We start from the raw sequence: 14,341 nt of genomic DNA, 5'->3' as shown, positions 1-14,341 counted from the left end.
CCTGGGCCACCGACCGGGCGCAGGTACTTGCCCCATCTACTTTGCGGAAGCTCGTGTCGACGCTGCAGTCCATCTACAGCGCGGCCGTGCTCGACCGCCTCGTCGGCTCCTCCCCCGTCGTCCAGCTCACGCTGCCCGCTGCGCATCGCGAGCGGATCGTGCCGCTCACGGTGGACCAGGTCCGGGCACTAGCCGAGTCGATGGCACCGAAGTACCGGGCGATGGTCTACGTGCAAGCCGGGCTCGGACTGCGTGTCGGCGAACTCCTCGGCCTGCAGGTGCAGAACTGTGACTTCCTCGGACGGTCGGTGCGGATTGACCACCAGGCCGACCGGGATACCGGCGAGATGGTGCCGCCGAAGACCCGGCAGTCGAGGCGGACGATCCCGATGCCGAAGGTCGTGGCGAACGAGCTGGCGGCGCACCTCGCGGCGTTCCCGGCCTCCCCAACGGGGTTGCTGTTCCACACCGCCACGGACCGTCCCTATCACCAGGCGTTCTACGGGTCCCAGGTCTTCGCGCCCGCAGTGGAGAAGGCGAAGCTGCCCGCGGGTAGCACGAGTCACGACTTGAGACACCACTACGCGTCGGTGCTGTTGGCCGCCGGCGAGTCAGTGGTCGCAGTCGCGGAGCGCCTCGGGCACGAGAACGCGACGCTTGTCCTGCGGGTGTACGGGCACCTCGTGCCTGGCTCCGAGGAGCGCACCCGGAAGGCCATCGACACGGCCTGGGACCCGCCGAGTGCGGACTCGGTGCGGACCGGGCGATCATCGTGACCGCTGCGATGCAGGTCAGAAGCAGTTACTGGCCGGTAGAGATCAGTCGAGCTGCGACCGCAGCGCCGCCCGCCGCTTCTCGAGTAGCGCCTTGCGCTCCTTCAGCTCGGCCACCGCGGTGGGCGTGGTGGCCGAGGAGGTGTTGCCCGGCACGGCGTTCCAGGCCGCCTCGGTGCGGGCGATGGTGTCGAGCTGGCTGTCCACCGAGGTCAGCGTGACCTGGGCGCGGGCGGCCCAGTCGTCGGTGGTCTCCCCCAGCGGGACGTCCTGCGTGGGGCCGGCGACCTCCGTGGACGTCGACGACGTGACGGCGTACCCGCCGGCGAGGACCCCGGCCGCCCCGAGCACCGCGATGGCCCGGCGGCGAGGGAGCCGGTCGCCAAGCCGGGCGCTCAGCCGCGACCGCAGGCCGCGACGGGGCGTCGCCGGGGGCCCGGGCACCGGAGCAGGCCGCACCGGGGCACCGCGACCGTGGTCGGCCGCCGCGGACGGGGCCCGGACCGGCACGGGATCGGGCTCCCGCAGCCACGGCAGCGTATCGGCCAGCCGGGCGTCCTGGTCGGGGTGCATCGAGGCACGCCGCGCGTGCCGGGCCGCGGCCCGGTGGGCGGCCGTGCAGTACAGCCGGGGCGGGCGGCCCGGCACGTCGGCGATCGGGGCGTCACATCCGGGCAGCGAGCAGCGTTGTACGTAGTCCACGGAGGCATCCCCCATCGCCGTGACGGGACCCGCGGCACGCACAGTCCGTCATGATCTTCGGGGATGGGACGCTACCGGGCGAATGCCCGATTTGTCACTGCTCCAACTGGCGAACCGCAGCAGGGCACGGTCACGCTCGGTACGCACACGCCGGAATTCGCGAACGGCCCGCGCGGACGTGGAGCCGTCCGGACGGGCCGTTCGCGGGGTGGAAGATCAGTAGGTGGGCAGCGAGGGGTCGACCTGCTTGGCCCATGCCAGCACGCCGCCGCCGACGTGCACGGCGTCCTTGAAGCCGGCCTTGTGCAGCGCCGCGAGGGCGTCGGCCGAGCGGGCGCCGGACTTGCAGTGCAGCACCACCGGCTTGTCCTGCGGGATCTCCGAGAGCGCCTCGCCCGAGAGGATGCGGTCCTTCGGGATGAGGATCGAGCCCGGGATCTTCACGATCTCGTACTCGTGCGGCTCGCGGACGTCGATGAGGGCGAATTCCTTGCCCGAGTCCATCATGTCCTTGAGCTCGAGCGGGGTGATCGTGTGGCCCGCGGCGGCGTTCTGCGCGTCGTCGGACACCACGCCGCAGAAGGCGTCGTAGTCGATCAGCTCGGTGATCTTCGTGGCCTGCGGGTCCTTGCGCAGCTTGATGGTGCGGTAGGTCATGTCGAGCGCGTCGTAGACCATGAGGCGGCCGAGCAGCGTCTCGCCGATGCCGGTGATCAGCTTGATGGCCTCGTTGACCATGATCGAGCCGATCGACGCGCACAGCACGCCCAGCACGCCGCCCTCGGCGCAGGACGGGACCATGCCGGGCGGCGGCGCCTCGGGGTAGAGGTCGCGGTAGTTGAGGCCCTTGCCGTTCGGGGCGTCCTCCCAGAAGACGGAGGCCTGACCCTCGAAGCGGAAGATCGAGCCCCACACGTACGGCTTGCCCAGCAGCACCGCGGCGTCGTTCACCAGGTAGCGCGTGGCGAAGTTGTCGGTGCCGTCGAGGATGAGGTCGTAGTCACGGAAGATGTCGAGGACGTTGTCGGCCTCGAGCCGCACCTGGTGCAGGCGGACCTCGACGAACGGGTTGACCTCCTTGATGGAGTCCCGCGCCGACTCGGCCTTCGGGCGCCCGATGTCGGACTGCCCGTGGATGATCTGGCGGTGCAGGTTCGACTCGTCGACCTCGTCGAACTCCACGATGCCGAGCGTGCCCACGCCGGCGGCGGCCAGGTAAAGCAGGGCCGGACTGCCGAGCCCGCCGGCACCGACGACCAGCACCTTCGCGTTCTTCAGCCGCTTCTGACCGGTCATCCCCACGTCCGGGATGATCAGGTGACGGCTGTAGCGGGCCACCTCGTCCTTGGTCAGTCCGGCGGCCGGCTCCACGAGCGGCGGAAGCGCCATGGTCAATGCTCCTCGAATTCGACTCACGTACCTGTCCGCCTCAACGCGGACGTCAGGCCCGATCTTCCCATCGCCCGTCGGCCACGGCGTCCCACATGCCGGCGACGGCCCGCGCGACGGCGTCGGGAGCCTCTATCTGCGCCACATGCCCGACGCCGGGCAGCACGTGCAGCTTCCCGCCCAGGACGGCGGCGGTGCGCGGGCCGAGCCGCGGGGCGACGAGCCGGTCGCGGTCGCCCCAGATCACCAGCGACGGCACGCGCACCCGGGCTGCCACCGACCACAGCGACTCCCCACGCACCCAGCTCGCGAGCATCGCCTTCGCCGTGCGCTCGGCGGCCTCGCCCGCCCACGACTGGTGAGCGCGGGCCTCGATCTCCGCGGCGGCCTCGGCGAGCCGGTGCTCGGTGGCCAGGCCGGGGTCGCCGAAGCACAGCCGCATGACGTTCTCCGCGCGCTGCCGGTAGGTGACGGCGGCGAGCTCAGCGCGCGCCCGGCGACCGAGGCGACCGGGCACCATCGCCAGCACCATCCGCGGGTCGGAGACCCGTCGGGGGTCGGGCCTGCGGTCCGGCATGGCCGGGGACACCAGCGTGAGCGTCCGCACCAACTCGGGGCGTCGCGCGGCCACCATCAGCGCGATCGCGCCGCCGAGGGAGTTGCCGATCAGGTGGACGGGGCGCCCCTGACCGGCGAGGAAGCACAGCAGCGCGTCGGCGTGGCCGGAGGGCGTGAAGTCGGCGGTGGGCGCGGGACGGGTGAGCCCGAACCCCGGCAGGTCCACCGCGGTGCCGGCCGCGCGGGTGGCGAGCAGGCCGGCCAGGTCGGTCCAGTTGGTGGCCGATCCCGACAGCCCGTGCACGTAGACGGCCGGGGTGCCGTCGGGGCCCGGCGTCTCGCGGACGTGCAACGTCACCCCGCCGGAGGCCACCTCGCGGCCGGGCCACGGCCGCCGGTGCTCGTCGCGCACGGGGAGCGTGGCCGGATCGGCGAGCGGGACGTCCGGCACCGCCGTCGCCGGACGTGCCGCCCGGGTGACGAGCGGGCGAACGGAGAACGACGTCAGGGAGGCCACGGGACGAGCATGACCCGAACGACTGCGCCGTCGCCAGTCCCGGTGAGGTGCGCCGCTCCCGCTCCTTGCCGTCGATCTCCCGGGACCGATCGGCTCTGACGTCATGGTGACGCAGGCGATGCCGGCCATCCGGGCCGCCCGCCGAGGCACGATGCCCTGCCGGGAGGTAGACGTACCAGTTCGCACCGGGGTCCCCGAGGATCTCCTCCACGACACCCGCGCAGGAAACGTGGTCCACACCTCCTCCGTCACGACGTCGATCCGGTTTCCGAGATACCCCCCAGTGGTATGTTCTCGACGAGCGGGGCTATCGAACGGGACCCGCCGGCGTTGAACGATCACAGGGACCGGACGGGAGGGCGCGCGCGATGCACACGGCGGTACGGCTGGGCGGATACGCGGCCGCGCTCGCACTCGCCTTCGGCACGGCGTGGGGCGTCGGGGCGGCCGTCGGGCCCCGGTCCGTCCCGAGCACCCCGGCCCCCGCCGCCGCTCCCGCAGGCTCCCCGGACGACGGCATGGCCGGCATGGACATGAGCGGGATGGACATGGGCGGCATGGCCGGCCACACGGCCGACGCCCCCCTGACCACGACGGCCACCGACGGCCTCGCCGCCACCGCCGACGGGTACTCCCTCGTGCCCCGCACCACCACCTTCACGCCCGGGCAGCCCGGCGAGCTGGCGTTCACCGTCACCGACGCGGACGGCGCCACCGTCTCGGCCTTCGAATCCCGCGACGGCACGCGCATGCGCCTCGCGGTGGTGCGCCGCGACGCCGCGGGGTTCGTGCAGCCGGAGGCCGTGCTCACCCCGGACGGGGTCTGGCGCGCACCGCTGGTGCTCCCGGCGGCCGGCGTCTACCGCGTCTACGCCGACTTCACACCCAGCGGCGGGCCCGCGCTCGTCCTGGGCACCGACCTGTTCGCCCCCGGCGCCTTCGCGCCCGTGACGTTCGCTCCGTCACGCGTGGCACAGGTCGACGGCTACCAGGTCCGCCTCGACGGCGACCTCGTCGCCGGCCGCACGTCCCAGGTCTTCGCCACCGTGAGCCGCGACGGGCAGCCCGTCACCGACCTGGAGCCGCTGAACACCGCGTTCGGCGACCTGGTGGTGCTGCGCCGCAGCGACCTGGCCACGGTGCCCGTCGACTACGGGGAGGGCCCGGCACCCACCGCCACCGACCGGTCCGGGCCGGCCGTCGCGTTCACGACGACGGTGCCCAGCACGGGCGGCTACCGCCTGTTCCTCACGTTCCGCACGGGCGGGTCGCTCCACCTCGCCGAGTTCACCCTCGAGACCAGGGACGGATCATGACCACCGTCGCGCCCGACGCGGCACGCGACAGCGGGCCCGCGGAGGCCGCCACCCGGCAGCTCGAGCTGGTGATCGGCGGCATGACGTGCGCCTCGTGCGCCAACCGGGTGGAGCGCAAGCTCAACAAGCTCGACGGTGTCACCGCCACCGTCAACTACGCCACGGAGAAGGCCCGCGTCGACTTCCCGGACGCGCTCGACCCCGCCGCGCTCGTGGCGCAGGTGGAGGCCGCGGGCTACACCGCCGAGCTGCCCCCGCCGCCGTCCGCGCCCGACGGGCCGGTCGCGGAGCCCGCCGACCCGACGCGCGCGCTGCGCGACCGGCTGCTGATCTCCGCGGCCCTCGCCGTGCCGGTCGTGCTGCTGTCGATGGTGCCCGCGTTGCAGTTCACCTACTGGCAGTGGATCTCACTGGCACTCGCCGCGCCCGTCGTCGCGTGGGGGGCGTGGCCGTTCCACCGCGCGGCCTGGACGAACCTGCGCCACGGCGCCGCCACCATGGACACGCTCGTGTCGATCGGCACGCTCGCCGCGCTGGGCTGGTCGCTGTACGCGCTGCTGCTGGGCACCGCGGGCGTCCCCGGCATGACGCACCCCTTCACGCTCACCGTCGCGCGCGGCGACGGCGCGGGTTCCATCTACCTCGAGGTGGCAGCCGGGGTCACGGTGTTCATCCTGGCCGGGCGGTACATCGAGGCCCGGTCCAAGCGGCAGGCCGGCGCCGCGCTGCGCGCCCTGCTCGACCTCGGCGCGAAGGACGTCACCGTCCTGCGGGGCGGGGTCGAGTCGCGCGTGCCGGTCGCGGCGCTGGCCGTCGGCGACCGGTTCGTGGTGCGGCCGGGCGAGACCGTGGCGGCCGACGGCGTCGTCGAGGACGGCAGCTCCGCCGTGGACGCCTCGATGATCACCGGCGAGTCGCTGCCCGTCGAGATCGGCCGCGGCGACGCGGTGGTCGGCGGCTGCACCAACGCCTCGGGACGGCTCGTGGTGCGGGCCACCCGCGTCGGCTCCGACACCCAGCTCGCCCGGATGGCCCGGCTGGTGGAGGACGCTCAGAACGGCAAGGCGGCCGTGCAGCGGCTGGCCGACCGGGTGTCGGGCGTGTTCGTGCCGATCGTGATCGTGCTCGCCGTCGCCACGCTCGGGTTCTGGCTGGGCTCCGGCGCCGGGGCCGACACGGCGTTCAACGCCGCGGTCGCGGTGCTGATCATCGCCTGCCCGTGCGCGCTGGGGCTGGCCACGCCGACCGCGTTGCTCGTCGGCACCGGGCGCGGCGCGCAGCTCGGGGTGCTCATCAAGGGCCCGGAGGTGCTGGAGTCCACCCGCCGCGTCGACACGATCGTCCTCGACAAGACCGGCACGCTCACCAGCGGGCGCATGACCCTGCACGGCGTGCACCCCGTGGACGGCGTCGACGCCGACGAGGCACTGCGCCTCACCGGGGCCGTCGAGCAGGCGTCCGAGCACCCCGTCGGGCGCGCTGTCGCTGCCGCCGCGCAGGAGCGGCTCGGCGAGCTGCCGGGCGTCGCTGAGTTCGACAGCCTCCCCGGGCTGGGCGTGCGCGGCGTCGTATCCGAGCTGGACGGCGACGTCGTCATCGCCCACGCGGTGCTGGTCGGGCGGCACACGCTGCTCAGCGAGCACGGCATCGAGCTCCCGCAGGTGCTCACCGACGCCGTCGCGGCGGCCGAGACCGACGGACACACCGCCGTGGCCGTGTCCTGGGACGGCATCGCGCGCGCCGTGATCGTCGTGGGCGACACCCTGCGCCCGGAGAGCGCCGAGGCGGTGCGCAGGCTGCGCGGCCTCGGGCTCACCCCGATGCTGCTGACCGGCGACAACGCCGAGGCCGCACGCGCTGTGGCCGAGGAGGTCGGCATCGCGGCCGAGGACGTGGTGGCCGGGGTCCTGCCGGAGGGCAAGGTCGACACGATCGCCCGACTGCGGTCCGAGGGGAAGGTCGTCGCGATGGTCGGCGACGGCGTGAACGACGCCGCCGCGCTCGCCACCGCCGACCTCGGACTGGCCGTCGGCTCGGGCACCGACGCGGCGATCGAGGCGAGCGACCTGACCCTCGTGCGAGGTGATCTTCTCGCCGCCGTCGACGCCATCCGGCTCTCCCGCCGCACCCTCGCCGTGATCAAGGGCAACCTGTTCTGGGCGTTCGCCTACAACGTGGCCGCGATCCCACTGGCCGCGATCGGCCTGCTCAACCCCATGATCGCGGGCGCCACGATGGCGTTCAGCTCGGTGTTCGTCGTCACCAACAGCCTGCGGCTGCGCAAGTTCCGCGGCACGGCCCCGGCGCCGGTCGAAGAATCGGGCGCCAACCTGCCACCCGAAAGAGCTACCGACCGGTAAGGTGAGCCGTCCAGCACGGTGAAGGGACGGTGGCGGCATGAGCGAGGCGACTGCCCCGGCGACGCCGCGGGGGGCCCGGCTGTCACGGAGCGCACGACGGGCCCAGCTGCTCGTCGCGGCGCGGGACGTGTTCGCCGCCCAGGGCTACCACGCGGCTGCCATGGACGCCATCGCCGAGAAGGCCGGTGTCAGCAAACCGGTGCTCTACCAGCACTTCCCCGGCAAGCTCGAGCTCTACCGGGCGCTGCTCACCACCTACGCCGACGAGCTCGTCGACCGCGTGCAGAAGGCCATCGTGGCCACCGCGAACAACGAGGAGCGGGTGCACGCCGCCGTCTCCGCGTACTTCGACTTCGTGGCGGGCGAGGGTCACGCCTACCGGCTGGTCTTCGAGTCCGACCTGCGCGGCGAGCCCGAGGCCGCCGCCGTGGTGGACGGCGCGCTCACGCGGTGCATCGACACGGTGGCCTCCGCCGTCACCACCGACGCCGGCATGGACGCCGCGCGGGCCCGGCTGCTGGCCGTCGGCCTGGTGGGGCTCAGCCAGGTGGCTGCTCAGTACTGGCTCGACTCCGACCAGGACGTGCCTCGCGACGAGGCCGTGGCGCTGATGTCGAGCCTGGCGTGGCGCGGGCTCGCGGGCTTCCCGCTCGTCCACGACTGACGTCTCCCGCCCGTGGGCGGACCACGTGCCGCTGCCCCGGGAGCCTGGGGCAGCGGCACGTCCCCCGGTCAGCGGCCGGCCGGCACGGCACCCTTCACCAGGGCGCCGATCCGGCCCGCCACTCCTGCGACCCGTTCGACGGGCAGCATGTGCCCGGCCTCCGGGAAGATCGACAGCGACGCCGACGGCAGCGCGGAGGCGATCCGCCGCGAGAGCCGCACGGGCGTCAACCGGTCCTTCGTGCCGACCAGCACCACGGTCGGGATGTGGGCGAACACCGCGAGCGCCGCGTCCCGCTCGTGCGCCTCCAGCGTGGGCCGGAAGCCCGAGACGGTGAGCGGGCGGCACTCGGCCACCGACTCGACGGTGATCCGCACGGCCTCCGGACCAGAGCGCGGGCCGAGCAGCAGCCAGCGCAGGGCGGGGGCCAGCAGCCGCGGGCTGCCCAGGTGCCGCCGGGCCGCCCAGCCGGGCGAGGCGTACATCCGGCCCTCGCCGCGCTGGACCAGAGCCGCGACGCGCGGGTGCATCCCCATGGTGTGGCCGGCGAGCCCGCCGCTGGCGGTGGCCACCAGCGCGATGCCCGTGACGCGCTCGAACAGCTCGGGCCTGCGATCAGCGAGAGCCATGATCGTCATGCCGCCCATCGAGTGCCCGGCGAGCACCAGCGGACCGGCGGGCGCAACGGCCGCGATCACCGCGGCCATGTCGTCGGCGAGCTGCTCGATCGTCATGGTCGAGGGGTCGGCGGCGGCGGAGCGGCCGTGCCCGCGGTGGTCCCAGCGCACGACGCGCGCGGGCGTGCCGCCCACGAGCGAGCGTGTGACCGGGCCCCAGGTGCGCGCGTCGAGCGTCCAGCCGTGGGCCAGGAGCACCGTGACCGGTGCGTCGTGGCGCCCGTCGACCTCGACGTTCAGCGCGAGGCCGTCGGCGGCCGCGACGGTGGAGGCACTCATCAGACCAGGTACGCCTTCCGCCACAGGAACTCCATCGGACCACCGATGATCTTCTGCTCGCGCAGGAACGGCACCAGCTTGCGGGCCGTCCAACGCAGCGTCTCCTGCCAGTTCGGGTTGGCCAGCGCGGCCTTGCGTCCGACCTCGGGATCGATGCCCACGGACTTGTAGACGTCCGGGTGGATCAGGTTGCGCGCGACGACGTGGGCGATGCGGGCCGAGAGGTACTGGCCGATGGCGAGCTGCGCGCGGTTGGTCTTCGGCATGATCCGTGCCAGCTCCTCCTTGGCGTAGCGGACGTGTCGCGCCTCCTCGGTGACGTGGATCTTGTTGACCATGCGGGAGAGCGGCTGCACCGACTCGTCGCGCATCGACTCGCGCTGGAGCTGGTCGAGGATCTCCTCGACGAACAGCGTGCCCGCGAACATCGCCGGACCGTAGCCGATCGTCTTGAACAGGCGGCCGAGGTTGTGGGTGAGCGCCCTGGGCGCGTAGTCCGGCACGCCGTAGCGCTCGGTCATCTTCGCGAACATGATCGAGTGGCGGCACTCGTCGGCGATCTCGGTGAGCGCGTACTGGATGTGCTGGCGGCGCGGGTCGCGGTCGTAGGAGTACCGCAGCAGCATCTGCATGAGGATCATCTCGAACCACAGGCCGATGCGCGCGACGCTGCAGACCTCGTGGATGGTCAGCGTCTGCCGCTGCTCCTCGGTGAGACCCTCCCAGAGCTCCGTGCCGTAGAGCGACGACCGGTGCGCCGGCATGCCCCACTTGCCCTCGACGAGCGGGGCGTCCCAGTCGATGTCGATGCTGGGCTCGTAGGAGTGGTCGAGCGACGAGCGGAGCAGCCGCTCGGCGGTGGCCTCGCGGTCGTTGACGGTCTTCACGCTCGGAGTGCGGCTCTTCGCAGGCGCGGTCATCGGACGCTCCTCTCTTGCTGTTACCACTGGTAACTGTTACCACTGGTACGGTGCCGCCCCAGACGCCTCCTGTCAAGCCCGAGAAGACGCCGACCGATCGTCAGCAGCGCCGCGCCGAGCGGCGCGCGGAGATGGTCGCCGCGGCGATGGACGCCGTGCGCACGCACGGGCCCGCCGTGTCGGTGGCCGAGATCGCGGCGATGGCCGGCATCACGAAACCCGTGCTCTACCGGCACTTCTCCGATCGCGCCGACCTGCAGAAGGCCGTCGGCGAGGAGGCCGTGTCGCTGCTGATGGGGCGCATCGGGCCCGCGCTGACCGTCGACGGCGATCCGCCGGCGCTGATCCACGGCATCGTCGACGCGTTCCTCGCGGGCATCGAGGACGAGCCGGAGCTGTGGCGGTTCGTCGTGCACCACCCGATCGAGCGGGCCACCGGCGCCGAGGTGGTCGACGATGCGCGCGAGCAGATCGCGCGGTTGCTGACCGCGCTGATCGGCGAGCGGCTGCGCGGGCAGGGCCTCGACTCCGGCGGTGCCGAGGTCTGGGCGCAGGGGCTCGTCGGGATGGTGCAGAGTGCCGGTGACTGGTGGCTCGAGCGCCGCACGATGAGCCGCGCCGCCCTCACCGGCTACCTGACGTCGATGATCTGGGGCGGCCTGTCGGGCGTGCTGGGCGAGGCGGAGGCGGACCCTGCTCGCCTGCGTGTGGTGTCCCTGGCGGAGAAGAGAACGGGAGAGAACGGTGGCGGATGACCACACGGAGGACGAGCACGAGGACGGCTACTCCGGCCCCGCGACGCTGACCGTCGACGGCCGGGCGGTCCCGGTGCGGGTGCTGCTGGACGCCCGTCACGAGCCGCTGGACGGCAGGCTGCACTGGTTCGGGCGGCTGACCCTCGACGACGAGGCACCCGAGCCGGACCTGGTCCGGGCGATGACGTCGACCACGAGCCGGATCGAGCTGAGCTCGGCGGGCGGCCGGTCCGAGGCGCGGCTCGGCGACGTGGACCCGTGGGGCCGTTACCGCGTCACGGGCGTGGGCGCACTGCCCTACGCGCTGGACGAGCCGGTGCTCGACGACGCCTGAGCACGACGAACGCCCGGCACCCGCGGCGTGCGGGTGCCCGGGCGTCCGGCGATGCGTGCTGTTCAGCCGATGGCGAAGCCGACCCGGCGGCCCTCCTCGGGCGCGATCTCCACGTACGCGATGGCGGAGGAGCGCACCACGTACTTGCGCCCCTTCTCGTCGACCAGCTTCAGCAGGCCGTCGCCGGCGAGCGCCTCGTCGACCAGAGCAGCGACCTCGTCGGCGGACTGGTCGCTCGCCACCACGAGCTCGCGCTGACTGTCCGCGATGCCGATCTTGACATCCACCGGGAAACCTCCTGCTCGTGACGAGTGAACCTTCTCCCGGCCAGGCTAGTCGCGCCAGGGGTCCGAGGCCGCGCCCGGGCGTCCGCCGTGCGCGACCCACGTGTCAGTTGAGGCCGAGCTTGGCCATCCGTTTGCCGTGGTTGGACTGCAGTCGCTTGAGCAGCGCGGCGATGCCCGAGAGATCCCCGGATCCGGAGACGATGAACTCGGCGAGCTCGTCGCGCTCGGCCACGATGTGCTGGGCCTGGGTGACGGCCTCCCCGAGCAGCCGCCGCCCCCACAGCGCGAGCCGGTCGCGGACCTGGCGGTGCGACTCGCAGGCCGCGTGCACCTCGCGCTCGGCGAAGGCGCTGTGGCCGGTGTCGGCGAGCACCTGCTGCACGAGCTCCCCGGTGGGACCGGGCAGCCAGCCGCCGATCTCGCGGTAGAAGTCGGCGGCGAGCCCGTCCCCGAGATAGACCTTGACCAACGACTCCAGCCAGCTCCGCGGCGCGGTGGAGGCGTGGTAGCTGTCCAGCGGCCCGATGAACGGTGCCATCGCGTCCTCGACGGAGACCCCGAGCCCGGCGAGGTGCTCCTCCAGCAACTTGAAGTGCCCCATCTCGGCGGCCGCCATCTTCGCGAGCGCCGCCCTCCCGCTGATCGACGGCGCGGTGCGCGCGTCCTCCGCAAGCCGGTCGAACGCCGACAGCTCGCCGTAGGCGAGCACCCCGAGCAGGTCGACGGTGGCGCGTGCGGCGGCCGCGTCCAGCACGGCCTCCCCGTCCGATGCCGTCACCATGCCTGAAACCCCATGCCCGGGAGCGTAGTGCGCAGGTACCCCGGTCAGCGACGCCGGACGAGTGGCCGCCCGCCTCCGACGGGGGCGCGGACCAGCACGGACACGCCGCGTGCACGGGCCGTCGCGCGGTGCAGATCACCGGACGAACGGTGTGCCGGGATCCCTCGCACCACCCGGACCGGGTAGGATGGGTGGAAGCGCAGCGCCCGACGTGGGTGCGCGCTCCTGCGCGGTCGGCGAACGGTACTCCGGGATCGGACCGCAACGACCTGGTGCGTGCAGCGCCTCGTCGGCTCTCCCACTTGTTCGCATCAGTGGTCGACGAGCCGGCCTCGGGCTCCTGTGCGCGGAGAGAGGCGATCATCCTGTCCGTTCAGAACGAGACCACCCCCGAACAGTCCACCACCCCGGCTGAGGACGCCGCGGACCCCACCGCCGAGGTTCTCGCCGAGGCGCAGCCCCTGCAGGCCGGCGCCGCCGTCAAGCCCGAGTCCCCCACCTTCGCGGAGCTGGGCGTCCGCCCCGAGATCGTGAAGGCGCTGGCCGAGGCCGGCATCGAGCGCACGTTCGCCATCCAGGAGCTGACGCTGCCGCTGGCACTCGCCGGCGAGGACGTCATCGGCCAGGCCCGGACCGGCATGGGCAAGACCCTCGGCTTCGGCGTGCCGCTGCTGCAGCGCGTCGTGCCTCCGTCGGAGCAGCCCGCCGCCACCGGTGACGGCGAGGCCGCCGACCGCACCAAGGACGTGCCGCAGGCGCTCGTCGTGGTGCCCACCCGCGAGCTGTGTGTGCAGGTCGCCAAGGACATCGCCGACGCCGGCAAGCACCTCGGCATCCGCGTCACCGCCATCTACGGCGGCCGCGCCTACGAACCGCAGCTCGCCGCCCTGCGCAAGGGCGTCGACGTCGTCGTCGGCACCCCGGGCCGGCTGCTCGACCTCGCCGAGCAGCGTCTGCTCGTGCTCGGCCGCGTGAAGGCCCTCGTGCTCGACGAGGCCGACGAGATGCTCGACCTGGGCTTCCTGCCCGACGTCGAGCGCATCATGCGGATGCTGCCCGAGCAGCGCCACACGATGCTCTTCTCGGCCACGATGCCGGGCCCGATCATCGCGCTCTCCCGCGCGTTCCTGAACCGCCCGACGCACATCCGTGCGGAGGAGTCCGACCAGGGCTCCACGCACGAGACCACGCGCCAGCTCGTCTACCGCGCCCACGCGATGGACAAGGTCGAGCTGCTCACCCGCGTGCTGCAGGCCGAGGGCCGCGGCCTCACGATGATCTTCGCGCGCACCAAGCGCACCGTGCAGCGCGTGGCCGACGACCTCGCCGACCGCGGGTTCGCCGCGGCCGCCGTGCACGGCGACCTGGGCCAGGGCGCCCGCGAGCAGGCGTTGCGCGCGTTCCGCTCCGGCAAGGTCGACGTGCTGGTGGCCACCGACGTCGCCGCCCGCGGCATCGACGTCACCGACGTCACGCACGTCATCAACTACCAGTGCCCCGAGGACTCCAAGACCTACGTCCACCGGATCGGCCGCACCGGCCGCGCCGGCAAGGAGGGCGTCGCCGTCACGCTGGTGGACTGGGACGAGCTCCACAAGTGGAAGACGATCAGCGACGACCTCGGGCTGGACATGCCGGAGGCGCCGGAGACCTACTCCACCTCGGATCACCTCTACACGGACCTGAACATCCCGACGAACGCGAAGGGACGGCTGCCGCACTCGCAGCGCACCCGGGCCGGGCTGGAGGCCGAGTACGTCGACACCGAGGGCGACCACGGCGGCCGCAAGCGCAGCGGCGACCGCAACCGCGGCGGCCGCTCGTCCGACGACGTCGTGGCCCCGCGAAAGCCGCATCGCGAGCGCAGCCGCACGCGCAGCCGCGGGGGTGTCACGGCCGACGGCACGCCGGTCGCCACCGCCACCGAGGGCACCGACACCACGGCTCCGGCGCCGTCCGCCAGCGGGCCTGCTGAGGGCGACTCCGCTCCCGGCGCCGAGGGCGAGGCCGCCCGGCCGCGCCGTCGCCG

At 73.0% G+C, this 14,341-nt stretch carries 14 protein-coding genes; 7 read left to right on the top strand and 7 right to left on the bottom strand.

Annotated features, from left to right (window positions below):
* On the top strand, nucleotides 1-776 hold a 776-nt coding region (locus JWR81_RS11850), incomplete at its 5' end, for a site-specific integrase (protein WP_297650527.1).
* A 42-nt stretch (nucleotides 777-818) separates the two neighbouring features.
* On the opposite strand, the gene JWR81_RS11845 is transcribed toward JWR81_RS11850, so the two are convergent.
* From JWR81_RS11845 to JWR81_RS11835, 3 genes are all read right to left on the bottom strand, one after another.
* On the bottom strand, nucleotides 819-1,475 hold the full coding sequence (locus JWR81_RS11845; RefSeq protein ID WP_297650525.1) for a hypothetical protein: 657 nt from the start codon (nucleotides 1,473-1,475) through the stop codon (nucleotides 819-821).
* A gap of 216 nt (nucleotides 1,476-1,691) precedes the next feature.
* Nucleotides 1,692-2,864 carry an adenylyltransferase/sulfurtransferase MoeZ gene (moeZ, locus tag JWR81_RS11840; protein WP_297650523.1) on the bottom strand — a complete coding sequence of 391 codons (1,173 nt, stop codon included), beginning with the start codon at nucleotides 2,862-2,864 and terminating at the stop codon, nucleotides 1,692-1,694.
* 52 nt (nucleotides 2,865-2,916) lie between these two features.
* Entirely contained in the window at nucleotides 2,917-3,939 is a 1,023-nt protein-coding gene (locus JWR81_RS11835; protein ID WP_297650521.1) for an alpha/beta fold hydrolase, read from the bottom strand.
* Nucleotides 3,940-4,307: 368 nt separating this feature from the next.
* Here JWR81_RS11835 and JWR81_RS11830 point away from each other — a divergent pair, with 368 nt between their 5' ends.
* From JWR81_RS11830 to JWR81_RS11820, 3 genes are read left to right on the top strand one after another with little or no spacing between them, the layout of a single operon-like run.
* Nucleotides 4,308-5,255 (top strand): hypothetical protein, encoded by a 948-nt coding sequence (locus JWR81_RS11830; protein ID WP_297650519.1) that lies wholly within the window; start codon nucleotides 4,308-4,310, stop codon nucleotides 5,253-5,255.
* A complete protein-coding gene (locus JWR81_RS11825; protein WP_297650516.1) occupies nucleotides 5,252-7,615 on the top strand; it encodes a cation-translocating P-type ATPase in 2,364 nt (787 codons plus the stop codon). Before JWR81_RS11830 ends, JWR81_RS11825 begins: the two co-directional genes overlap by 4 nt.
* A 37-nt stretch (nucleotides 7,616-7,652) precedes the next feature.
* Nucleotides 7,653-8,279 (top strand): TetR/AcrR family transcriptional regulator, encoded by a 627-nt coding sequence (locus tag JWR81_RS11820; protein WP_297650513.1) that lies wholly within the window; start codon nucleotides 7,653-7,655, stop codon nucleotides 8,277-8,279.
* A 68-nt stretch (nucleotides 8,280-8,347) separates the two neighbouring features.
* On the opposite strand, the gene JWR81_RS11815 is transcribed toward JWR81_RS11820, so the two are convergent.
* Entirely contained in the window at nucleotides 8,348-9,235 is an 888-nt protein-coding gene (locus JWR81_RS11815; RefSeq protein WP_297650511.1) for an alpha/beta hydrolase, read from the bottom strand.
* On the bottom strand, nucleotides 9,235-10,155 hold the full coding sequence (locus JWR81_RS11810) for a diiron oxygenase (protein WP_297650509.1): 921 nt from the start codon (nucleotides 10,153-10,155) through the stop codon (nucleotides 9,235-9,237). The genes JWR81_RS11815 and JWR81_RS11810 overlap by 1 nt, the downstream gene beginning before the upstream one ends.
* A gap of 50 nt (nucleotides 10,156-10,205) precedes the next feature.
* Here JWR81_RS11810 and JWR81_RS11805 point away from each other — a divergent pair, with 50 nt between their 5' ends.
* Together JWR81_RS11805 and JWR81_RS11800 are read left to right on the top strand one after the other, a co-directional pair.
* On the top strand, nucleotides 10,206-10,910 hold the full coding sequence (locus tag JWR81_RS11805; protein ID WP_297650507.1) for a TetR/AcrR family transcriptional regulator: 705 nt from the start codon (nucleotides 10,206-10,208) through the stop codon (nucleotides 10,908-10,910).
* Nucleotides 10,900-11,244 (top strand): DUF4873 domain-containing protein, encoded by a 345-nt coding sequence (locus JWR81_RS11800; RefSeq protein ID WP_297650505.1) that lies wholly within the window; start codon nucleotides 10,900-10,902, stop codon nucleotides 11,242-11,244. Before JWR81_RS11805 ends, JWR81_RS11800 begins: the two co-directional genes overlap by 11 nt.
* Nucleotides 11,245-11,306: 62 nt before the next feature.
* Here the strand turns inward: JWR81_RS11800 and JWR81_RS11795 are convergent, their stop codons facing one another.
* Together JWR81_RS11795 and JWR81_RS11790 are read right to left on the bottom strand one after the other, a co-directional pair.
* Nucleotides 11,307-11,531, bottom strand: coding sequence for a DUF3107 domain-containing protein (locus JWR81_RS11795; protein ID WP_297650503.1), 225 nt, complete (start codon nucleotides 11,529-11,531; stop codon nucleotides 11,307-11,309).
* Nucleotides 11,532-11,634: 103 nt separating this feature from the next.
* A complete protein-coding gene (locus JWR81_RS11790) occupies nucleotides 11,635-12,312 on the bottom strand; it encodes a ferritin-like fold-containing protein (protein ID WP_297650501.1) in 678 nt (225 codons plus the stop codon).
* A 302-nt stretch (nucleotides 12,313-12,614) separates the two neighbouring features.
* On the opposite strand from JWR81_RS11790, the gene JWR81_RS11785 reads away from it, so the two are divergent.
* On the top strand, nucleotides 12,615-14,341 hold a 1,727-nt coding region (locus JWR81_RS11785; RefSeq protein ID WP_297650499.1), incomplete at its 3' end, for a DEAD/DEAH box helicase.

Source organism: Pseudonocardia sp. (assembly GCF_025965585.1).
Classification (GTDB): domain Bacteria; phylum Actinomycetota; class Actinomycetes; order Mycobacteriales; family Pseudonocardiaceae; genus Pseudonocardia.
The sequence above is the reverse complement of the archived record's forward strand: the minus strand, read 5'-3'. Positions and strand labels throughout refer to the sequence as shown.